Annotated in this window: 24 protein-coding genes; 12 read left to right on the top strand and 12 right to left on the bottom strand. The window is 66.5% G+C overall.

Annotation, left to right across the window (positions count from 1 at the left end; genetic code table 11):
- Nucleotides 1-87: 87 nt before the first annotated feature.
- Nucleotides 88-1,146, bottom strand: coding sequence for an NAD(P)-dependent alcohol dehydrogenase (locus AC2A1N_RS15725; protein ID WP_061479602.1), 1,059 nt, complete (start codon nt 1,144-1,146; stop codon nt 88-90).
- Between the two features lie 107 nt (nt 1,147-1,253).
- Between AC2A1N_RS15725 and AC2A1N_RS15720 the strand changes: the two genes are divergently transcribed.
- Nucleotides 1,254-2,138 carry a LysR family transcriptional regulator gene (locus AC2A1N_RS15720; protein ID WP_242891337.1) on the top strand — a complete coding sequence of 295 codons (885 nt, stop codon included), beginning with the start codon at nt 1,254-1,256 and terminating at the stop codon, nt 2,136-2,138.
- A gap of 53 nt (nt 2,139-2,191) precedes the next feature.
- Here AC2A1N_RS15720 and tli1a read toward each other — a convergent pair whose 3' ends face one another.
- Together tli1a and AC2A1N_RS15710 are read right to left on the bottom strand one after the other, a co-directional pair.
- Complete coding sequence (gene tli1a, locus AC2A1N_RS15715; RefSeq protein ID WP_484372821.1) at nt 2,192-2,692, bottom strand: Tli1a family immunity protein; 501 nt, start codon at nt 2,690-2,692, stop codon at nt 2,192-2,194.
- Between the two features lie 169 nt (nt 2,693-2,861).
- A complete protein-coding gene (locus tag AC2A1N_RS15710) occupies nt 2,862-3,524 on the bottom strand; it encodes a TetR/AcrR family transcriptional regulator (RefSeq protein WP_242891339.1) in 663 nt (220 codons plus the stop codon).
- A gap of 75 nt (nt 3,525-3,599) precedes the next feature.
- Between AC2A1N_RS15710 and AC2A1N_RS15705 the strand changes: the two genes are divergently transcribed.
- Nucleotides 3,600-4,295 carry a DAPG hydrolase family protein gene (locus tag AC2A1N_RS15705; protein ID WP_242891341.1) on the top strand — a complete coding sequence of 232 codons (696 nt, stop codon included), beginning with the start codon at nt 3,600-3,602 and terminating at the stop codon, nt 4,293-4,295.
- Between the two features lie 12 nt (nt 4,296-4,307).
- Here the strand turns inward: AC2A1N_RS15705 and AC2A1N_RS15700 are convergent, their stop codons facing one another.
- Complete coding sequence (locus AC2A1N_RS15700; protein WP_110713647.1) at nt 4,308-4,724, bottom strand: VOC family protein; 417 nt, start codon at nt 4,722-4,724, stop codon at nt 4,308-4,310.
- A 140-nt stretch (nt 4,725-4,864) separates the two neighbouring features.
- Here AC2A1N_RS15700 and AC2A1N_RS15695 point away from each other — a divergent pair, with 140 nt between their 5' ends.
- Entirely contained in the window at nt 4,865-5,395 is a 531-nt protein-coding gene (locus tag AC2A1N_RS15695; protein ID WP_484372818.1) for a hypothetical protein, read from the top strand.
- Nucleotides 5,385-5,999 (top strand): hypothetical protein, encoded by a 615-nt coding sequence (locus AC2A1N_RS15690; protein WP_242891345.1) that lies wholly within the window; start codon nt 5,385-5,387, stop codon nt 5,997-5,999. Before AC2A1N_RS15695 ends, AC2A1N_RS15690 begins: the two co-directional genes overlap by 11 nt.
- Nucleotides 6,000-6,045: 46 nt before the next feature.
- Here AC2A1N_RS15690 and AC2A1N_RS15685 read toward each other — a convergent pair whose 3' ends face one another.
- A complete protein-coding gene (locus AC2A1N_RS15685) occupies nt 6,046-7,149 on the bottom strand; it encodes an alkene reductase (protein WP_242891347.1) in 1,104 nt (367 codons plus the stop codon).
- Between the two features lie 130 nt (nt 7,150-7,279).
- Here AC2A1N_RS15685 and AC2A1N_RS15680 point away from each other — a divergent pair, with 130 nt between their 5' ends.
- On the top strand, nt 7,280-8,185 hold the full coding sequence (locus AC2A1N_RS15680; RefSeq protein ID WP_061479599.1) for a LysR family transcriptional regulator: 906 nt from the start codon (nt 7,280-7,282) through the stop codon (nt 8,183-8,185).
- Here the strand turns inward: AC2A1N_RS15680 and AC2A1N_RS15675 are convergent.
- Complete coding sequence (locus AC2A1N_RS15675; protein WP_180867657.1) at nt 8,167-9,204, bottom strand: hypothetical protein; 1,038 nt, start codon at nt 9,202-9,204, stop codon at nt 8,167-8,169. The genes AC2A1N_RS15680 and AC2A1N_RS15675 overlap by 19 nt on opposite strands.
- A 180-nt stretch (nt 9,205-9,384) precedes the next feature.
- Between AC2A1N_RS15675 and frmR the strand changes: the two genes are divergently transcribed.
- From frmR to AC2A1N_RS15650, 5 genes are all read left to right on the top strand, one after another.
- A complete protein-coding gene (gene frmR / locus AC2A1N_RS15670) occupies nt 9,385-9,660 on the top strand; it encodes a formaldehyde-responsive transcriptional repressor FrmR (RefSeq protein ID WP_005411009.1) in 276 nt (91 codons plus the stop codon).
- 59 nt (nt 9,661-9,719) lie between these two features.
- A complete protein-coding gene (locus AC2A1N_RS15665) occupies nt 9,720-10,829 on the top strand; it encodes an S-(hydroxymethyl)glutathione dehydrogenase/class III alcohol dehydrogenase (RefSeq protein WP_061479597.1) in 1,110 nt (369 codons plus the stop codon).
- An 8-nt stretch (nt 10,830-10,837) separates the two neighbouring features.
- Complete coding sequence (locus AC2A1N_RS15660) at nt 10,838-11,185, top strand: YqcC family protein (RefSeq protein WP_061479596.1); 348 nt, start codon at nt 10,838-10,840, stop codon at nt 11,183-11,185.
- Nucleotides 11,186-11,207: 22 nt separating this feature from the next.
- A complete protein-coding gene (gene fghA / locus AC2A1N_RS15655) occupies nt 11,208-12,038 on the top strand; it encodes an S-formylglutathione hydrolase (RefSeq protein ID WP_484372814.1) in 831 nt (276 codons plus the stop codon).
- A 188-nt stretch (nt 12,039-12,226) separates the two neighbouring features.
- Nucleotides 12,227-13,672, top strand: coding sequence for a GGDEF domain-containing protein (locus AC2A1N_RS15650; protein ID WP_242891351.1), 1,446 nt, complete (start codon nt 12,227-12,229; stop codon nt 13,670-13,672).
- 114 nt (nt 13,673-13,786) lie between these two features.
- Here AC2A1N_RS15650 and AC2A1N_RS15645 read toward each other — a convergent pair whose 3' ends face one another.
- From AC2A1N_RS15645 to AC2A1N_RS15625, 5 genes are all read right to left on the bottom strand, one after another.
- Nucleotides 13,787-14,125, bottom strand: coding sequence for a hypothetical protein (locus AC2A1N_RS15645; protein ID WP_006469105.1), 339 nt, complete (start codon nt 14,123-14,125; stop codon nt 13,787-13,789).
- 77 nt (nt 14,126-14,202) lie between these two features.
- Entirely contained in the window at nt 14,203-15,144 is a 942-nt protein-coding gene (locus tag AC2A1N_RS15640) for a DegV family protein (RefSeq protein ID WP_164144675.1), read from the bottom strand.
- Between the two features lie 95 nt (nt 15,145-15,239).
- On the bottom strand, nt 15,240-15,872 hold the full coding sequence (locus AC2A1N_RS15635; RefSeq protein ID WP_061479593.1) for a 2-hydroxychromene-2-carboxylate isomerase: 633 nt from the start codon (nt 15,870-15,872) through the stop codon (nt 15,240-15,242).
- 25 nt (nt 15,873-15,897) lie between these two features.
- The gene (locus tag AC2A1N_RS15630) at nt 15,898-17,160 is read right to left on the bottom strand and encodes an amidohydrolase family protein (protein ID WP_242891360.1); all 1,263 of its coding nucleotides are present in this window, start codon (nt 17,158-17,160) and stop codon (nt 15,898-15,900) included.
- Nucleotides 17,160-18,569, bottom strand: a complete 1,410-nt coding sequence (locus AC2A1N_RS15625) for an amidohydrolase (RefSeq protein WP_484372811.1) — start codon at nt 18,567-18,569, stop codon at nt 17,160-17,162. Before AC2A1N_RS15625 ends, AC2A1N_RS15630 begins: the two co-directional genes overlap by 1 nt.
- Nucleotides 18,570-18,721: 152 nt before the next feature.
- Here AC2A1N_RS15625 and AC2A1N_RS15620 point away from each other — a divergent pair, with 152 nt between their 5' ends.
- Both AC2A1N_RS15620 and AC2A1N_RS15615 read left to right on the top strand, forming a co-directional pair.
- Entirely contained in the window at nt 18,722-19,498 is a 777-nt protein-coding gene (locus AC2A1N_RS15620; RefSeq protein WP_049415280.1) for an AMP nucleosidase, read from the top strand.
- A 43-nt stretch (nt 19,499-19,541) separates the two neighbouring features.
- Nucleotides 19,542-20,081, top strand: coding sequence for a DUF924 family protein (locus AC2A1N_RS15615; protein ID WP_005419210.1), 540 nt, complete (start codon nt 19,542-19,544; stop codon nt 20,079-20,081).
- Nucleotides 20,082-20,202: 121 nt separating this feature from the next.
- On the opposite strand, the gene grxD is transcribed toward AC2A1N_RS15615, so the two are convergent.
- A complete protein-coding gene (grxD, locus tag AC2A1N_RS15610; protein WP_154351406.1) occupies nt 20,203-21,129 on the bottom strand; it encodes a Grx4 family monothiol glutaredoxin in 927 nt (308 codons plus the stop codon).
- Nucleotides 21,130-21,138: the final 9 nt, after the last annotated feature.

The following is a 21,138-nucleotide window of genomic DNA, read 5'->3' as shown; positions in this document are numbered from 1 at the left end:
ATGCGGGGTTGCCGGCCAGCGGCCGGCACTACCCAAAAGAAAAACCCCGGCATTGCCGGGGTTTTTCATTTCCAGATCCGTCTTGGCTCAGGCCGCGTTCTTCAACGTCGCCATGTCGATCACGAAGCGGTAGCGCACATCGTTCTTCGCCATGCGCTCCCAGGCTTCGTTGACGTTCCTGATGTCGATCATCTCCACATCGCTGACGATGCCGTGCTCGGCACAGAAGTCCATCATTTCCTGGGTTTCGGCCATGCCGCCGATCGCCGAGCCGGTCAGGTGCTTGCGGCCGAAGATCACGCTGCCGCCGGTCAGCGGCGGGTCCAGTTCGGTCAGCACGCCCACCAGGCACATGGTGGCCTCGCGCTTGAGCAGGCCCATGTACGGATTGGTGTCATGGCTGACCGGGATGGTATTGAGCAGGAAGTCGAAGCTGCCGGCGTGCGCCTTCATCTGCGCCGCATCGCGCGAGACCAGCACCTCATCGGCGCCCAGGCGCTTGGCATCGGCGCCCTTTTCCGGGGTGGTGGTGATCATCACCACGTGCGCACCGAGCGCCTTGGCGAACTTCACGCCCATGTGGCCGAGGCCGCCGAGGCCGATCACGCCGACCTTCTGGCCCGGGCCGACCTTCCAATGGCGCAGCGGCGACCACGTGGTAATCCCGGCGCACAGCAGCGGTGCGGCCGCCTTCAGGTCGAGGGTATCGGAGACCTTCACCACGAAGCGCTGCTCTACCACCACGTGGTCGGAATAGCCGCCGTAGGTCGGTGCGCCGCTTTCGCGTTCACGGCCGTTGTAGGTCCAGGTCGCGCCCTCGGCGCAGTACTGCTCCAGGTCGTGCTGGCAGGCGTCGCAGTGGCGGCAGGAGTCGACCATGCAACCCACGCCGGCGTGGTCGCCGACCTTGAAGCGGGTGACGTTGCTGCCGACCTCGGTGACGCGGCCGATGATCTCGTGGCCCGGCACCATCGGGTAGATCGAGCCACCCCAGTCATCGCGGGCCTGGTGCAGGTCGGAGTGGCAGATGCCGCTGTAGAGGATCTCGATGCGCACATCGTCGGGACCGACCGCACGGCGTTCGAACTCATAGGGGACCAGCGGAGCGGTATGGGAATGGGCGGCGTAACCACGGGCGAGGGACATGGGGAATCCTTGGCAGGGTTTATCGAAAGGCGCTTTACAATACGCCGCGTTCCCAATGGCAAGAAGCGTGGATATCGGCATGATTCATCAAGTGAAACTGCACAATCATGGCCACTGACAACCTTTCTCACCTGGCCGCGTTCGCGGCGGTTGCCCGCCACCGCAGCTTCCGCCGCGCTGGCGCCGAGCTGGCGCTGTCGACCTCGGCGGTGAGCTATGCGATCCGCGCGCTGGAAGAACGACTGGGCGTGGGCCTGTTCCACCGCACCACGCGCAGCGTGGCCCTGACCGAGGCCGGGCAGCGCCTGCTGGAGCGCTTGCAGCCGGCGCTGGGGCAGGTGCATGACGCGTTGGAAGAAATGAACCACTTCCGCGCCGCCCCGGCCGGCCTGCTGCGCATCAACGCCACCCGCGCGGCGGTACCGACCCAGTTGGGGCCGCGACTGGCGCGCTTCCTGCACGCTCATCCCGACGTGCGGGTGGAGCTGACCGAAAATGATGGGCTGGTCGATATCGTCGCCGAGGGCTACGACGCGGGCGTGCGCCTGCACGAGTTCGTGCCCGAGGACATGGTGGCAGTGCCGATGGGGCCACCGCTGCGCGGGCTGATCGTCGGCTCGCCGGATTACCTGCGGCGGCATCCGGCGCCGCTGCATCCGCGCGACCTGGCCGCGCATGAATGCATCCGCTTCCGCTTTGCCAGCGGGCATCTGTACAAGTGGCAGTTCGAGCGCGGTGGGCAGGCGCTGGAAATCGACGTGCCCGGACGGCTGACGCTGAGCGAGCAGGGCACCGTGGTCGGCGCGGTACTTGATGGCATCGGCCTGGCCTACGTGCTGGAAGACACCGCGCGGCCGTATATCGAATCGGGGCAGATGGTGGCGGTGCTGGAAGACTGGAGCGAGCCGTTCGCCGGGTTTGCGCTGTACTACCCGAAGCAACGGCAGATGCCCGGCGCGTTGCGTGCGTTCGTGGATATGCTGCGCGAGTGAGTTGCGACGAATCGCACTTCCATCAGGTCATTGGATGATATTCGTGAATGCAGCTACTTTGAACATGACGCCGCTTCTTTTGAATGAAGCGGGATCTTGATTGGGTACTTCGGGGAGCCATAGGCGTAGCAGGATGTAGTGACCTGAACATCGTCACAGGGCAAGAAATGCACCGTAATGCCACATACGCGTTCCTTCCCATAGTCCGGAACAGGGACTACTTTGCTTAGCTTTTTCTTCTGGGCATCAATCTGATCGATCCAGGCGTAGTACTTCTCTCTATCCTCAAATCCTGGGAAACCGGCCGAGGAGCCGACACCTCTTTCCCAGTCGATGCGTACTGTCATTCCTTCTCGCCAACGCTTGGGTGCAGCGTAACAACATGCTCCGCCGCCTATCTGGTGCGGACCAATGCTGTCTACGGCTGAACGACCATCAACGCTGAAGTAGTTTATGGCCCAGCTTGTATGGTTGACGCCCTCGATGGTGCCGGCTTTGGCGGTGGTAATTGATGCGGCCAGCACAAGTGAACAGGTCAATAGGTGGAATCGCATATGAGGCGCTGCCGTGAGATAGGCGGTTGATGGTGGGCTCGATATGCCTGTTACACCATGCAAAAAATTGCAGAAGCACGTGCTGGTTGACCTTGGAGTCGAGAAAATCGCCTCGTGTCATGGTGTCCTTTCAGGAGCTGCACCGCGCAGCCATGCGTAGAGTGGCCTGCTACGCCCCCTGCAACACCGGCCCCAACAACGCCACGCACTCACGTAGATGCACCTCTACCGGGGCATCTGCGGCCACCACGCCGATCACACGTTCGCGCAGCGGCTCGGCCACGGCCATCGCCAACATCAGCCGCGCCATGCGCACGGGATCTCCCTCGCGCAGCAGCCCGCGCTGCTGCTGGCGCGCCAGCCAGTCAGCCAGCAGCGCACGGCCGCGTTCGATGCCGTTGTCCAGATAGGCCTGCAGCAGCGCGTCCTTGCCGGGGAAATCGGTGGCCAGCAGGCGGAACACCTGCACCGCCTGCGCCGACAGCGCCTGCGCGCACATCGCCTGCAGGATGTCCTGCAGCAATGGCAGTACCTCTTCGGCATCACGCGCATCGCGCTGCAGCTGTGGCGCGAAGCCGTCGGTCCACTCGCGTACCGCAAGCCCAACCAGTTCCTCGCGATTGCTGGCGTGGCGATACACCGTCTTCTTCGCCACCCCGGCGTGCGCCGCCACCGCTTCGATGGTGGTGGCCTCGTAACCCTGTGCCAGCAGCAGCTCCAGGGTGGCCTGCAGTACCGCGTGGCGGACTTCCGCCTCCGGGCGCGCAGGGCGGCCGCGGCGGCGGGTCGGCGTTGTGGGCTCGGGCAGGGTCGTGCTGTTCATTGCGCCCATCTTACCGCATCCGGCTAATTGCGAAACGTCGAACGTTTCCGTATTGTCGGGCCTCCCAACCCGTAGGAGACCCCCATGGATACCGCTGTGAACGCTCGCGCCTGGCTGGACCACCACGATCTGCTGGACCCGGCGCCGATGCACCTGGAGACCGGCATCCAGCGCCGCGAAGACGGCACCCTGCTGGTGGCGGTGCGCACCGATCTGCACGGTTGCAAGGGCCGCATGCTCGACTGGTGGTTCACCTTCTTCGAGACCACCCAGCACATCCGCTGGTGGCATCCGGTCGATCATGTCGAGCATCGCGGCTGGGACGCGGCCTGGCAGCGTGGACGCAGCTACCACGGTGCCAGCATCCATGCCGTGGAATCGCTGGCTGACATTCCGCCGGTGGCGGCGCGCCTGAAGTTCCATGACCCGCGCACGCTGCTGGTGCCTGAGCGCCTGCAGGCGGCACAGGATGCAGGCGATGTATCGGCGGTGATCGCCGCGCGCATCGGCTTCGGCGACCACGTACGCCTGGATGCAGACGGTGATCCCTGCGACGGGCAGATGCTGCACGTGGCGCGCGATACGCCGTTTGGCTGCGTGCTGCGCAGCCGCTTCGTACTCGGCCTGGACAGCACCGATCCGCACCGCGATGCTGGCGATGCGGTCGGCCTGGGCCTGCTCAAGCACTGCTACACGGAGTTCAGTTTCCTCTCGCGCCTGCTGCCGTCGCTGTACTACGGCGAGCGTGCCAACGGCGAAGCGGTGCCGTTGCCGTGGTGAACGATGTGCCGGTCATTCGACCAGTACGTCGTAGCCTTCGCCACTGAACTGGATCAGGCAGAAGCCATGGCCGAATGGATCGGCCAGCACGGCGATGCGCCCCCAGCGACGCTCGCGCACGGACTGCTCAAGTGTCGCCCCGGCCGCAACCGCACGTACTACTGCAGCTTCGATGTCATCCACCACCCAATCCAGGTGCAGCGGCGTCCAATGGCGCTCGTAGTCGCGCACGTCGCCGTCTTCAGTAGCGACGCTGCCAGCTTCGTTCTGCAGCAGGTACAACGGTGTTGGCCCGCCGAGCAGTTCCACGGCCTCCGGCCCGAGACGGCGGCCGATCCGCAAGCCGAAGGCTTCGGTGTAGAAGGTCTCAGCGGCAGCAAGATCGGGCACGTCGAGGTTGACGATGAACGAAGTGGTGACGGAGTTCATGGGGACTTTCGTCATGTTGTTGGGCACGGATGGGCGGTCTAGGATCGCACTGTAGTTCCGGATCGGAGTGCCCGGTCGTTGCGACTGGTGGCCTCGTTGCCAGGGAGGATTCCATGCGGGATCTGGAAGTGGAAGCGCGCGTGCGCAAGCTGGAGCAGCGGACAAGCCGGTGGCGCTGGCTGCTGGTGGCAGCGCCCGTCCTGTTGGTATCGATCGTGCTGGCCGGTCGCGGTTTTGCCAGGCCGGAGGCCGGCATTGTTCCGGAGATCCGCACCCAACGCCTGATCGTGCTTGATCACGAAGGACGCAAGCGCGTGGAAATCGGCGAGGACGCGCCGGACCTGGACATCAAGCGCAACGCCCGGGTGGCGGGGTTGATCATCTTCGATGGCAATGAACAGGAGCGTGGAGGCATGGTCACCGCCGACGATGGCAGTGCCACGGTCGCCTTGGATGCCCCGCGCGGCGTTGGCTATCGCGTGTCTGATCGGGCCGGAATAAAAGTGGGGGCGGACGGTTCTGCGCTTATCGGTGTCCTGTCCAACGCCGGGGGCTTTGCCGCCAGGCTGGTCGCGCAGGGCGCGGAAGGACAGCTGGAGATGAGCCGCGTGGATTCCGCCGAAGGCGGAGCATCCACCCGTGTGGTCCACGTGGAGGCTGATGGCAGGTGACGGAACAACAACAGGCTCAACCAGGGAGCACAACATGCATGAGCAGGATATAGCCCTACGCTTGGAACGCCTGGAGCATGGGCTGCGCCGCAGGAATCTGCTGGCTGCCTCGATGTTCGCGCTGGGCGCATCGTTGGCCCTGATCGGAACCAGCGTGGCCACACCTGATGCCGGCGTGGTGCCGGAGATCCGTACCTACAAGCTGTCCGTGCTCGACAGTGAAGGGCGCACGCGCGTGCAGATTGCCGAGGACGCCAGTGACATTGCCCGCAACTCACGCGCAACGGGCATGACCATCTACGATGCGAAGGGCGATGAGCGCGGCGGCATCGGCACCATGGCCAACGGCAGCGCGGTAATGGCGTTGGATGCGCCGGTTGGCGTGGGATACAAGGTTCGCGATCGGGCGGGCATGAGAGTCGCGCCCGATGGCACCGCCGTGATCACGGCACTGTCCAACGAGGGCAGCTTTGCCGCCAGCCTGGTGGCGCAGGGCAACCAGGGGCGGCTTGAGCTGAGTCGCAAGGACTCGGCCAGGGGCGAGATCAGCACCCGTGTACTGACCTTTGATTCTGACTCGACCAAGGTAGAGAAGGCGCCGTGATGTTTCCTGTGGCGCGTGGCGCGTCGCATCCACTCATCGCGTGGCTCTACTGTGCGCGCGGGTAATCGAGGTAGCCCGCCTCGCCGCCCCCATAATAGGTGCTGCGGTCCGGCGTGGCCAGCGCGACGTTGCGCTGCAGGCGCTCGACCAGATCCGGGTTGGCGATGAACGGCTGGCCAAACGCGGCCAGGTCGATGGTGCCAGCTTCGACCAGTTGCAGGGCGCGTTCGCGGGTCATGCCACCTGCGAGGATGACGGTGCCGCCGTAGGCCTGCTTGAACTGCCGCAGGAACACCTCGCCCAGCACCGACTGGCCCGCCTGCAGGTTGTCGTTGAGATGCACATAGGCCAGGCCGCGCTTGCCCAGCTCCTCGGCCAGGTACAGGTAGGTGGCCTCGTTGTCGGGGTAGAACGGCATGTCGAAGGTGAGGTTGTTCGGCGCCAGGCGCACGCCGATCCGCTGCGCACCGATGCGCTGGGTCATCGCATCGACGGTCTCCAGGATCAAGCGCGCACGATTGGGCAGCGAGCCGCCATAGCGGTCCTCGCGCTGGTTGATGAGCGGGTTGAGGAACTGTTCGAACAGGTAGCCGTTGGCGGCATGCAGTTCGATGCCATCGAAACCGGCGGCGATGGCGTTGTCGGCGCCGCGCGCGAAGTCGTCGACGATGCCGGGGATCTCTTCGGTGGCCAGCGCACGTGCCGGGGTGGGATCGGCGTGGCCGCGGCTGCCGTCGTCCAGATAAATGAACGAGGTGTTCTTCGGTGCGCTGGCGACCGGCCGGGTACCGGCGCTTACCGGTTGACCACCGTCGGGCTGCAGCGAGTAATGCGACATGCGGCCGACGTGCCAGAGCTGGGCGAAGATCGTGCCCTGTGCGGCATGCACCGCCTCGGTGACGAGCTTCCACCCGGCGACCTGCTCGGCCGACCAGATACCCGGCACGTCAATGTAACCCTGGCCCTGCGGCGAGACCGGGGTGCCTTCACTGATGATCAGGCCCGCGCTGGCGCGCTGCCGGTAGTACTGCGCGGTGAGTTCATTGGCCACCGCGCCGGGGTTGCGGGCGCGGGTCATCGGGGCCATCACGATGCGGTTGCGCAGGGCGATGCCTGCCAGATCGAAGGGGCGGAACAGGGCGGCGGTCATGTCGGTCATCTTGGTGCGGGGAGGAGGCGCCAGCGGCGCGATGCACACAGAATGGAGTTGACATGCAGGCGCATAAAGCGCTTCGATCTCCCCAGGTGCGGGACTATTTGTCCCCAATGGAGCGCGATAGATGCTGCCGCTGGAATCATTGAATGGCCTGGTCACGTTCGTTACCACGGCCCGCTCAGGCAGCTTCACCGAGGCTGCCGACGCGCTGGGCATCTCACGCTCGGCGGTCGGCAAGGCCATCGCCCGGCTGGAAGCGCGGCTGGGCGTGCGCCTGTTCCACCGCACCACGCGGCGCATCGCGCTGACCACCGACGGCGAGGCGTACTACGCATCGTGTGCGGCGGCGCTGGAAGAAATCTCCGCCGCCGAGGCCTGCCTGGGGTCGGCCGGCCTGCCCAGCGGACGGCTGCGCATCGACATGCCATCCTCGTTCGGGCGCCTGGTGGTGCTGCCGGTGCTGCTGCGCCTGTGCCGGCAATACCCGGACCTGCAACTGACGATGACCTTCACCGATCACTTCGTCGATCCGGTCGAAGAGGGCATCGACCTGCTGATCCGCTTCGGCGGATTGCACCAGGCCGAGCATCTGGTCGCGCGCCGGCTGGGTCGCCAACGACTGGTCACCTGCGCATCGCCGGAGTACCTGCAGGCGCATGGCGTGCCGGCCTCCGTGGAGGATCTGGCGCAGCACCGCAGCGTCGTTGGTTTCCGCCACGGCCAGCCGGTGGCGTGGCGGATCGGCAGGGACGATGCCGAGGGAACGTTCATCCCGAATGCGACCTACCAGCTCAACGATGGTGACGCGGTGATCGATGCGGCCATCGCTGGGCTGGGCATCTGCCAGATGCCCGTTTCACTGGTACGCCGTCATCTGGAATCCGGGGCGCTGCAATCGGTGCTGGATGCGCACATGCAGCGGCATATCGACATCCATGCGCTGTGGCCACCGACCCGCCACCTGCGGCCCAAGGTGCGCTACGTGGTGGATGAGCTGGCGCGGTTGGCGGCTCAGGGCGTGTTTGATTGAGCCGGGGCTGCCACTTCGGGTGCCCCATCGAGCGTATTGCGTGGCGGGAACGCCATCATCCCTGCCAACTGGCAGTACGCGGCAGCATCCAGGAAGGTTGTGGGCACATGGTCCTCAAGCTGGCGGACTTTGCGCAGTCCTTCGATCGGTTCGAGGATGGCCGGAAAATTCTTGTCCTGCTCGTCCAGGACGCGATCAAGCCGGTCTTTCAGCGGGCTCTTGTAGAAGAAGTCCGGCAGCACGATGCACATCTGGGTGCCGGGCCGCGAGACGATCTCGCGCATCGCCGTTTCAAATGCGTCGGCATGATCAGCATCGTCGATGCGCAGCTGCAGGTCCTCCGCCTCGCCGACCGGGCGGTAGTACACGCTGCCAGGGCGGAACAGGAAGGTATACAGATGCGTTCCTTCCACCTTGTACGTCCTTGGTGAGCGTTGCCGCTGCAACTCGGTGGGGAGCGGCACTGAGCGTCCGTCTGCCAGCAGCAGCCTGGCGTTCAAGCCGCAGCTGCTGCCGTCGGTTCCGAACGATACTTCGTAATCCAGACCGGGTTCCGGCGTCAGCAGGAGCGAGGGCGGCAGCGTGAAGCGCAGGTCGCGAACCCTTTCGCCTGCGGGAACGCAGCGGCGATTGCCCTCGAAGTTGGCCATCACATTGACCAGCTGGCCCGGCACCAGTGCGAATTCGCGATAGAAGGGCTTGCGGATCCCGCCCAGCGTACCGGTGGCGAATGATCCGGGCATGCCGATCGAGGTGCTTTCATTGCCGGTGGCCAACGAGGCGATCGTGCTGAACACGCCCTTGGACGCCTTGCTCTCCACCCTGACCACCTCGGCTTCGGCACCGCTGCGCGTGTGGTTCTTGCGCATCGACAGATACTGGCCATTGGCACTGAACAGGCGGATGCGCGCCGGTTGCTGCAGATCCACCTGGGCCACCGCAGAGGTGGAGGCCTGCTCGGCCAGTGCGGGAAACGCCAGGGCCATGGCCAGGCAGGCGGGCAGCAGGGAACGCACCATCAGCAGAACTCCGTGTCATTGCAGGCGACCCATTCGCCATCAGGCACCGGATATCGGCTGCGTGGCGGTGTTCTTTAGCCGGGTCTGCCGGCGGATCGAGATGGCGGCAGGGAGCGGCCGGTGGCACTGGCACCCAGGCTATGTATACTATCCCCCAGTATAGTTCCGAGCTGGCCCGCCATGCCGCACTCCCCCGAAGAGAAGAAGAAGGTCCTGGCCCGCGTGCGCCGCATCCGCGGCCAGTGCGATGCGCTTGACCGCGCGCTCGAAGCTGGCGCCGACTGCGGGCCGGTGCTGCAGCAGATCGCCGCCATCCGTGGCGCGGTCAACGGCCTGATGTCCGAGGTGATGGAGGCCCATCTGCGCGAGGAATTCGGCCAGCCCGCCGCCTCCGACGAACAACGCGCCGAACGCGTGCGCGACATGAGCGCGTTGATCCGCTCGTACCTGAAGTAAACGACGGCGCAACATGGCGCCGCCCATCCTGTCATTGCCTGTCTCTGGAGAGTCCACCCATGAAATCCCGTGCCGCCGTCGCCTTTGGTCCCGGCCAGCCGCTGCAGATCGTCGAGATCGACGTCGCCCCGCCGAAGAAGGGCGAAGTGCTGGTGAAGATTACCCACACCGGTGTCTGCCACACCGACGCGTTCACCCTGTCCGGCGATGACCCGGAAGGCCTGTTCCCGGTGGTGCTGGGCCATGAAGGCGCCGGCATCGTGGTGGAAGTGGGCGAGGGCGTGACCAGCGTCAAGCCGGGCGACCACGTGATTCCGCTGTATACCGCCGAGTGCGGCGAGTGCCTGTTCTGCAAGAGCGGCAAGACCAACCTGTGCGTGTCGGTGCGCGCCACCCAGGGCAAGGGCGTGATGCCCGATGGCACCAGCCGCTTCAGCTACAACGGCGAGCCGCTGTATCACTACATGGGCTGCTCGACCTTCAGCGAGTACACCGTTGTTGCCGAAGTCTCGCTGGCGAAGATCAACCCGGACGCCAACCCGGAACACGTCTGCCTGCTCGGCTGTGGCGTCACCACTGGCATCGGCGCGGTGCACAACACCGCCAAGGTGCAGGAAGGCGACAGCGTGGCGGTGTTCGGCCTGGGTGGCATCGGCCTGGCGGTGATCCAGGGTGCGCGCCAGGCCAAGGCCGGCCGCATCATCGCGGTGGACACCAATCCGTCCAAGTTCGAACTGGCGCGCGAATTCGGCGCCACCGACTGCATCAACCCGAAGGACTTCGACAAGCCGATCCAGCAGGTCATCGTGGAAATGACCACCTGGGGTGTGGACCACAGCTTCGAGTGCATCGGCAACGTCAACGTGATGCGCGCGGCGCTGGAATGCGCGCACCGTGGCTGGGGCCAGAGCGTGGTGATCGGCGTGGCCGGTGCCGGGCAGGAGATCTCCACCCGCCCGTTCCAGCTGGTAACCGGCCGCAAGTGGATGGGCACTGCCTTCGGTGGCGTGAAGGGCCGCAGCCAGCTGCCGGGCATGGTCGAGGACGCGATGAAGGGCGACATCGAACTGGCCCCGTTCGTCACTCACACCATGGACCTGGACAGGATCAACGACGCCTTCGACCTGATGCATGAAGGCAAGTCGATCCGTTCGGTGGTCCACTACTGAGGCGCGGCGTGGGCTGGTTCGATGCCCTGCGCCGGCCGCGTGCGGAAGACCCGCGCGCGGCCCTGGTGGCGCCGATCGAGCAGGCGTTGCGTGCGCTGGGCTGGGTCGACGGCGAGGTGGGACCACCGCGTGCGGTGACTTCGGCCTTCGGCAGCGACGATGGCATACCGTTCGAGCAGTGGCTTGCGCAGGTATTCCTGCCGCGCCTGCACGAAGCCCGCGCCGACGGCCAGTGGCCACCGCGCAGCGACGTGGCGGTGGCGGCGTACCGCAATCTGGATGGCCAGCCTGGCGTCGAATCGCTTCTGCGCCTGCTGTCGCAGCTGGATGAGTTGATCAACACACGTGACGGCTGACGCCGCCGCGCAGGAGAGCACCATGGAACGCATTGAACACCGCGCCTGTTTCGGCGGCTGGCAGGACGTCTACCGGCATCATTCCACCACGCTGGGCTGCGACACGCAGTTCGCCGTGTACCTGCCGCCGCAGGCGGAAACGCAGAAGCTGCCGGTGCTGTATTGGCTGAGCGGCCTGACCTGCACCGAGCAGAATTTCATCACCAAGGCCGGCGCGCAGCGCTATGCGGCCGAGCACGGTGTGATCATCGTCGCGCCCGACACCAGCCCGCGCGGTGATGACGTGGCCGATGCCGAAGGCTACGATCTGGGCAAGGGGGCAGGCTTCTACCTCAATGCCACCCGTGCTCAGTGGGCGAAGCACTACCGCATGCACGACTACGTGGCGCAGGAACTGCCGGCGCTGATCGAGGCGAACTTCGCGGTGACCGACGCGCGCGCGATCAGTGGCCATTCGATGGGAGGCCATGGCGCGCTGGTGATCGCGCTGCGCAACCCCGGGCGCTATCGCAGCGTGTCGGCGTTTTCGCCGATCGTCGCGCCCAGCCACGTGTCGTGGGGGCAGAAGGCCTTCCATGCCTATCTGGGCGACAACCCGGCCGACTGGGCGCAGTGGGATACGTGCGCGCTGCTGGAGGCGGCCAGCGAGCGCCTGCCGCTGCTGGTCGACCAGGGCGAGGCGGACGAGTTCCTGCAGACCCAGCTGCAGCCGCAGCGCCTGCAGGAGGCCTGCGCGGCCGCCGGCCATCCGCTGACCCTGCGCCTGCAGCCGGGTTACGACCACAGCTACTATTTCATCGCCAGCTTCATCGGCGAGCACATCGCCCACCACGCCCGCGCCCTGCACGCCTGAGGGCTCTCCGGTAGTGCCGACCGCTGGCCGGCAACCCGCAGCCCTGCAATTCCCTGGGATTGCCGGCCAGCGGCCGGCACTACCATGGTGATGCACGCGGAGTGTCGTTTTGCCGCAGTGGATCACGCCGCTGTGGCGTGCCGGCGCGCTATCGTGCGCTCAGACGGCCTTGCGGATCGGGGGGATGCATGCCGGTAGTGCTGGCGCTGCTGTACGTGCTCTGCCATGGGCTGGCCGTGGCGTTCTGGCCGAGCCCGGCGGGCGTGGGCTCTTTCCTGTTCCTGACCGGCGCACCGCTGCTGGCCGCCGCCGCGTGCCTGGTGCGGGCGCAACGTGACCGCGCCGCTCTGGGCTGGCGTTCTACCGCAATGGCACTGCTGCTGTGGGCCGGTGGCATGACGTTCAACATGGTGGATGCGCTGGGCGCCGGCCGGGCTGACTTCACCCCACGCATCAGCCTGTTGTTGTACGTGCTGTATGGCGTGCCGCTGGTGTTCATCCTGGCCCGGGCACGCCGCGAGCGCCCGAGCATCAGCCTGATCGACGCGGCGATGGCGGCGCTGCTGGGTGTGCTGTTCTTCGTGCACACCGCATCGTTCGCCGCCCGTGTCGAGGTCGACGCCCATGCCATGTCCAACATGCAGCGCATGTTCGACATCCAGAACCTGTGTATCGCCGCGTTCGCCATGGTGCGATGGCTGGCCGGCGACGTGCCCGAACGGCGCAGGTTCTTCCGTGCACTGGCGTTGTACGCACTGGCCTATCTGCTGGTGGCCTACTACATCAACCACTACACCTCCGATGATGCATTCGGTGCGTTCAACGACCTGCTGATCGACGTCCCTTTTCTGCTGATCGCCTGCATGGCGCTGGACACGGCGCCGGACACAGGCACCACGGCACACCCGCGGCTGGCGAGGACGGTGCAGGCCGCCGGTCCGATCATCCTGCCGTTGCTGCTGCTGGTGGTCGGCACGCTGGTGGTCGATCATGCGCGGCCGTTGGCCGTCGCGGGCTTCGTCGTAGCCACCCTTGGTTTCGGCCTGCGCAGCGTCCTGCTGCAGACCGATCTGCTGGAGCGTCAGGCAGCGCTGGATCAACTGGCGCGGCAGGATGGCCTCACCGGCGTGGCCAATCGCCGCGAGTTCGACGCGCGGCTGACCTCCGAGTGGAATCGCGCGCGGCGCAGCGGCACCGAGCTGGGCCTGCTGCTGGTGGATATCGACCACTTCAAGGCCTTCAACGACCGGCACGGCCATCCGGCCGGTGATCGTTGCCTGCAGGCGGTGGCCGGGGTGCTGAAGGGCGTCGCAGGTCGCGGCGGTGACAGCGTTGCGCGTTATGGCGGTGAAGAATTCGCTGTCATCGTGCCTGGAAGCCCACTGTCGGGCGTGCTGGCGCTGGCCGAGCGCCTGCGCGAAGCGGTCGAAGCGCTGCCATTGCCGGAAGGCCCGGTCAGCATCAGCGTCGGCGTGGGCTACCTGCACCCACCGGCGCTGGCCAGTGCCGACCAGCTGCTGGCCGATGCCGATGCGGGCCTGTATGTCGCAAAGCGTGCCGGCCGCAACCGGGTGGTCCTGCATGCGCGCGTGCTGGATGACGAGGGCAACGCGCACGGAACCATGGACTGTTGAGCGGACCAGCCCATGGCGTGCCGCCCGTCCAGGGACATCGCACTGGGTAGTGCCGGCCGGTGGCCGGCATCTCCTCGGTTGCCGGCCAGCGGCCGGCACTACCACGGCGTGGCCTCAACGCACGTCGCGCAGTTCCCAGTGGTGGCCGGCCAGCAGGCGCAGGCGCTGCTTGAACACGTCACTGTCGATACGGGTGGTGGCGACCAGGTTGATGCGCAGGTCCTTCTGCTCGCCGGTCACGGTGGCGTCCGGATCGGTCACGCCCCACTGCGGTTCCACCGCATCCGGGTCGGGTTGCTTGGCTTTCCAGCGCTCGAACAGCGTGCCGCTGCGCAGGGCGTCCTGCAGCTCTTCGGCGAAACCGGCGGCGCCCTGCGAATGGAAGGACAGGTCAGGGTCGTTGCCGCGGGCTTTGGACGGGTCGGGCAGGCTGATGTGGTACTGCGCAGGCATGAAGTTCTCCTTGAAGTGCGGCAAGACTGGCACAACCGCGGTGGAATCGATGTGCAGATTCCAGCCACGGTCGGCCTTCATTCAAACCGGTGTGGCCCATCGGCGAAACCCACCGTGACCGCGCCCTTGCCGACGTTGACCATGCCGGTCAGGCTCATCACCGATTCGTACACGGTCACGCCATGGGTGGCGCAGACCTCTTTCAGCTGTGCGTAGCCGGGCAGCGTGCGCAGCTCGTCCAGTTCTCCGCCGTAGCTGACGCACACCGTCGGTGTCATCAGCCCGGCACGCACGCGCTGGCCGACCACCGCGAACAGCTTCTGCACGGCGCTGTCGAAGCCCTTGATCTTGGCGACCGGCCCGGTTTCGCCGCGGTAGCCGTGCAGCACCGGCTTGATGTCCAGTGCGCTGCCCAGCGCCGCACTGAGCAGGCCGACGCTGCGGTCGCCCTTATGCCGGGCGCGCGCACGCATGTAGTACAGATCACGGGTGACCATGTAGCCGTGCACGTTGCCGGCCAGTTCTTCCAGCCGCTCGCGGATCTGCTGCACGCTGGCGCCACTGTCACGCAGGCGAACCGCCTCCACCGCAGTCACCGCCTGCGCGGCGAACAGGTTCTGGGTATCGAGCACGCGCAGCGCGAACGGCGAGTTGTAGCCCGCTGCCTGCCGCACCGGCTTGTAATCGTTGAGGATGGCGAAGCTGGCCTGCAGCGCATTGTCGTGGATCGGGCTGCGGGTCTTGGTGATGGTCATGCAGAACACGTGGTCGTAATCGATCACCAGCTGCTGCAGGAACAGGTCGCGGATCTGGTTGACACTGAAGGGGATGGTCTCCGCCTCGGCACCGTGCTCGGCCACGTGTGCATGCAGGAAACTCAGCGTGGCCTGCTCATCGCGATGATCAGCCAGCACGGCTTCGCCGATGCGGACGGTGATCGGCAGCAGCACGATGTTGTGCTCGGCAATGAAGTCCTGCGGCAGGTCGCAGGCCGAGTCGACGACGATTCCGATGCGCATCCGCGGCTCCCCCTCCAGGGCGGTTGTAGGTTCGGAAACGTGAAATCTATCTCAAATTCTGGCGTGGCGCGCGAGGGAAACGCGCCAGGCCCTGTTCAGCGACTGCGCTGCACGGCCACCGGAAGTTCGGCCAGGCGCTGCCATTCGGGCTGCTGCAGCAGGGCGGGATCGGCCAGCACGGCGGCCATCAACGGATGGGCGTCGTTGCCCCAGAACAGTTCGTCATCGATGGCCAAGGTCGGTACCCCGAACACGCCGGCAGCAATGGCGGCCTCGGTGTTCCTCCGCAGCTGCTCCTTGACCGCGGGGGCCGCGATGGCGCTGGCGACATCCTCGATCCCCAGCCGCGCAGCCGGTTCGCGCAGGGCCTCGGCGCTATCGGCGGCATTGCCGTCGCGCCAGATCCAGTCGAACAGCACGTCCACCGCCTGCACGCTGCCACCGGCGGCCAGGCACAGCCGCAGGGCAGACAACGGGTTGAACGGGTGGCCCGGCGGGAACCGCAGCGGTGTGCCTTCGGCCTGCGCAGTCCACAGCAGCTGGCGGTACATGAAGCGGCGCTTGGCCGGAATCTCGGCCGGCCCGAGGTTGCCCAGGTGATGCAGCACCGCACCGAAGGCGATCGGCACGGTCTGAATCTGTGCGAACTGGGGCAGCTGCTTCAGCTTCTGCCAGTGCAGGTAGGAATAGGGCGAGACGAAGTCGAAGTACCAGCGCAGGGTGGCCATGCGGGTTTCCTTGGATGACTGGAGGTCAGGGCTGCGCGTTGCGCTGCAGGTAGCGGTCGCGCAGCTCGGTCTGGCGCGAGCGCATCGGCATCGCCCGGCCGCCCAGCCAGACCTGTTCGGCATAGTGCGCCACGTCCAGCGGGTCGCCTTCCCACAGCACCAGGTCGGCACGCTTGCCCGGCTCGATGCTGCCGATCTGGTCGGCCACGCCGAACGCCTGCGCCGGCACCCGGGTCAGGCCGGCCAGGCCGTCGGCCCAGGGCAAACCGTTGGCCACGGCATTGCCGGCCAGCTGGCGCATCTTGCGGGCGTTGTGCGAGGCGTCGCCACGCTGCACGAACGAGACCGCCACGCCGGAACGTTGCAGGCGTGCCGCATTTTCCAGCGTGGCGCCGATCTGGTCGAAGCTGGCCGGCAGGTTGGACAACACATCGACGAACACCGGTACCTGTGCGGCGGCCAGCTCCGGCGCCAGCTGCCAGGCTTCGCTGCCACCGGCGATGGCGATCTTCACCTTTTCGCGGGCGGCCCAGCGCAGCAGCTGGCGAATGTCCGCCGTGCGGTCCACCTCCACCACGATGCGGCCGTGCCCGGCCAGGTAGCGGCTGAGCGTGCGGCGCCCGGCCGGCGTCAGCAGCGCATGTGGTGAATCGGCGGCAACCTGGCCACGCGCCTCGTCCACCATCTGCTGCAGCAGCATCCATTGCGCTGCACGCGACTGCCCGGTCAGCTCCACTGCGGCCGACCCCAGGCGCAGGAACAGCGCGCGCGGCCCGAGGGGATCGGCGCTGCCGTCCAGCCGCATCACGCCACCCTGGCCTGCAACGAAGCCGCCGCCGGTGGCCGCCCCCAGGGCGGTGAAGCCGATGCCGTCCAGGCGTGCCACCGGGATCAGCACCGAGGCCGGGTTGTACGCCAGGGTGACATCGAACTCGGGGCGCAACGGTTGTTCGCCGATCTTCAACGTGCTGTCGACCGTGCTCGCTTCACCGGAGACCTCTTCGATGCCGATCTCGGTGATGCCCCCGAACAGCGCCGGTGTCAGCGGGCGGCCATCGGCCTCGACCACGCTGGCCCCGGCCGGGGCGGACAGCCCGCTGCCGACTGCGCGGATGATCCCGCCCTGCACCAGCACATCGGCGTGCTGCAGGCTGCCGCGCGTGCTGGCCGTATGCACGGTCGCGTTGCGCACCAGCAGGTCCTGCGCCTGCGCGGATGCGGAGAGGCAGGCCAGCACCATGACCGTAGCGCCGAGCCATGCCCGGCGACGCTTGTTCAACGCGCCCATCAGTGCACCTCCTGGCCAAGCTGGAAGTCGGAACGTGGCGTGGCCGCAGGTGCGCTGCGGTCGTACAGGCGGCGGCCGTCGATGAAGACCTGCTCGGCCAGCGCGTACGAGCTGAAGGGGTTGCCGTTCCACACCACCACGTCGGCCATCTTGCCGGCCTCCAGGGTGCCGGTCTGGCCTTCAATCCCCAGCGCCCTGGCGGCGTTGGCGGTCATCCAGGTGATGGCGTGTTCGGGGGGGATCTCCGGCATGCGTGCGCGGCGCGCGGCGGCGATCACCTTGGCCGCTTCCTGGTTCAGGCGCTGGATGCCTTCGGGTGAATCGGAATGGACGATGGCGCAGCTGTTCTTCGGCCGATCGACCAGTGCGATGTTCTCCGGAATGCCGTCGAAGGCTTCCATCTTGAAGCCCCACCAGTCGGCCCACAGCGCGCCGCAGACGCCGTCGGCGGCCAGCCGGTCGGCCAGCTTGTAGGCCTCCACGCCGTGGTGGAAGGCGGCCACCTTGAAGCCGAATTCCTTGGCCAGGTCGAGCATGGTGGCCATCTCGTCGGCGCGATAGCAGTGGATGTGCACGCGGATGTCGCCTTCGATCGCGCCGGCCAGCGTGTCCAGCTTGAGATCGCGCTTGCCGCCGGCATCACCGGCGCTGTCGCCCTTGTCGCTGCCGAACCAGCTCCTGTGCTTGGCCGGCTTCGGTTTGTTCTTGGCGATGTAGTCGGCGGCATCGATGAAGGCGGCGCGGTAACCGGCAACGTTGCCCATCCGCGTGGCCGGAGCGACGCCCTTGCCTCCGCCGTACACCCGCTTCGGGTTCTCGCCGCAGGCCATCTTCAGTCCCCACGGTGCGCCGGGAAACTTCATCGCCTGGTAGGTGATGGCGGGGACGTTCTTCAGGGTCACACCACGACCACCGACCAGGTTGGCCGAGCCCGGCAGCACCTGCATGCTGGTCACGCCGCCGGCCAGTGCGGTGGCGAAACCCGGGTCCTGCGGCCACACCGAGTGCTCGGCCCAGACGTTGGCGGTGACCGGCGCGGTCATCTCGTTGCCGTCGCTGTGCGCGCCGACGCCGGGGCTGGGGTATACACCCAGATGCGAATGCACGTCGATCAGCCCGGGGGTGACCCACTTGCCCTGCGCATCGATGCGGGTGACGCCGGCGTCGGTCTGCAGCTGGCGGCCGACGGCGGCGATGCGACCGTCGCGCAGCAGCACGTCGGCATTGTCCAGGCGCTGGCCGGTGCCGGTCAGCACGGTGGCGTTCTGGATCAGCACCGGTGCATCGGGGTGTGCCTGGTAGGTGCTGGGGTAGGGATCGGCGACGAAGCGCGAGGCGCCCACCGCCGGAGCCGTGCTCAATGAAAGCAGTGCCAGGGCTACCCCAGCGCGCAACAACGTCGATGCCATGCAGTTCCCCTTGCAGCCTGGTCCAACCGCCGACGCTAGCCCGGAGGCGGCGGGCTTGCCAAGTGACCTTCTTCACAGGCCTGCCGACGGTAGCTCGACGGCACCGGCCGGGTGGCTGAAAATACCCGGTCCCCCGCCGTACCGGACCGCCCATGAAGAGCAAGCAGGAAATCGTCGACAACTGGCTGCCGCGCTACACCGGCGTGCCGCTGGACCAGTTCGGCCAGCACATCCTGCTGACCAACTTCGGCGGCTACCTGCACACCTTTTCCGAGCTGACCGGTGCGCCCATCATCGGCCTGGACCGGCCGATGGCCAGCGCCACCATCGATGGCATCACCATGATCAACTTCGGCATGGGCAGCCCCAATGCCGCGATCATCATGGACCTGCTGTCGGCGGTGATGCCCAAGGCGGTACTTTTCCTGGGCAAGTGCGGTGGCCTCAAGCGCAAGAACCAGCTGGGTGACCTGGTGCTGCCGATCGCGGCGATCCGCGGAGAAGGTACGTCGGGCGACTACCTGCCGCCGGAAGTGCCAGCCTTGCCGGCGTTTGCGCTGCAGCGTGCAGTCTCGACCATGATCCGCGACCTCGGCCACGACTACTGGACCGGCACCGTCTACACCACCAACCGCCGGGTCTGGGAGCACGACGAGGCCTTCAAGGAGCGGCTGCGGGCGATGCGCTGCATGGCCATCGACATGGAAACCGCCACGGTGTTCGCCGCCGGCTTCGCCAACCACATCCCCAGTGGCGCGCTGCTGCTGGTCTCGGACCAGCCGATGATCCCCGATGGGGTCAAGACCGAAGCCTCCGATGCCAAGGTCAGCTCCCAGTTCGTGGAAAACCATATCCAGATCGGTATCGAGGCGCTTAAGCTTATCCGGCGCAACGGCAAGTCGGTCCGCCACCTGCGCTTCGATGAATGATGATGATGGCCTGGCGCGGCGCGCCGGCCCTGGGGAGTAGGTCATGGACGTTGCCGCGCAAGTGGTGGATTTCTGGAAAGAAGCGGGCCCTGCGAAGTGGTTCGCCCGCGACGATGCGTTCGACGCGCAGTTCCGCCAGTTGTTCCTGGATGAGCATTTCGCCGCCGCTTCGCGTGGGCGTGAACACTGGCTGGGCAGTGCCGAGGGCGCACTGGCGCTGATGCTGCTGCTGGACCAGTTCCCGCGCAACTGCTTCCGCGGTACTGCCCATTCCTATGCCACCGATGGCCTGGCCCGGCACTACGCCATGCGCGCCATCGAGGAAGGCCTGGACCTGCAGCTGGTGCCGAAGCTGCGCGCCTTCATCTACCTGCCGTTCGAGCACTCCGAGGACCCGTTGGACCAGGACCGTTCGGTGGCGATGTTCGATGTGCTGGGCGACAAGGAATACCTGCAGTACGCCGAGCTGCACCGCGACATCATCCGCCGCTTCGGCCGTTTCCCGCACCGCAACGCCGTGCTGGGGCGCATTCCCTCGCCGGAGGAACTGGACTACCTGGCCGAAGGCGGTTTCGCCGGCTGAAAGAAAGGGGACGGAGGGGATTAAGTCGTTTGTGGCATAAACGACTTAATCCCCTCCGTCCCCTTTTTTTGGGGGCCAGATCCGCTTTCCGCAGGAAAGGGCGCTGACCCCGCGCCGTCAATCAGTACTTCGGCACGCCGTTGTCGACGTCTTCCGACCAGGCATTGATGCCGCCGGTCACGTTGAACACCTTGGTGAAGCCCAGGGCGCGGAACTGCTCGGCGGCCTGCGCGCTGCGACCACCGTGGTGGCACATGAAGGCCAGTGCGGTGTCCTTCGGCAGGGCTTCCAGCGCGGCACGGCCGTTGCCGTCGAAGGTCTTGAACGGCACGCCGACGGCGGCGATCTCACGTTCGTCGGCCGGGCGCACGTCCACCAGGGTGATGTTGCCGGCACGCACCATGTCATCGGCATCACGCACGCTGATTTCCTGTACCGGCTTGGGCGCGTTCGGGTTGTCGATGGCCAGGCCCTTGCCGCGGATGTCGTCCACCCAGTCGATGGTGATGCCGTTGGCGCGACGGGCGCTGGACAGGTCGAACTGCACGCGCAGGCCGTTGGATTCGGCAGCGATCGCGCCTTCGTCATGCGGGGCCAGCTGGAAGTTCGGCTGGAAGCCGGCGTCGATGGTCAGCTGCAGGGCAGCGCCCGGAGCGTCGGCCAGCGCGCCCTTGAGCATTTCCACGGCGGCCGGGGTGACGGTGATGCTCGGCGGGGTACGGTCCGGCGCAGCCAGGCCCAGCACGCTGCTCAGCTCGCCGCTGGCAGCCATCTGCAGCACGATGTCACTGCCGCCGACCAGTTCGCCGTCGATGTACAGCTGCGGGATGGTCGGCCAGTCGCCATAGGCCTTGATGCCTTCACGGATTTCCTGGTCGGCCAGCACGTTGACGTGGGCGAACTCGACGCCCAGGTCCTGCAGGGCGCCCACGGCCTTGGCCGAGAAACCGCACTGTGGCATCGACGGCTGGCCCTTCATGAACAGCACGACGCGGTTGGCGTTGAGGATGGATTCGATGCGCGAACGCAGGGCGGGATCGAGGGACATGGACGTCGG

This window comes from Stenotrophomonas maltophilia group sp. SKK55 (assembly GCF_057179845.1).
This window is presented reverse-complemented; position numbering and strand designations above follow the sequence as displayed.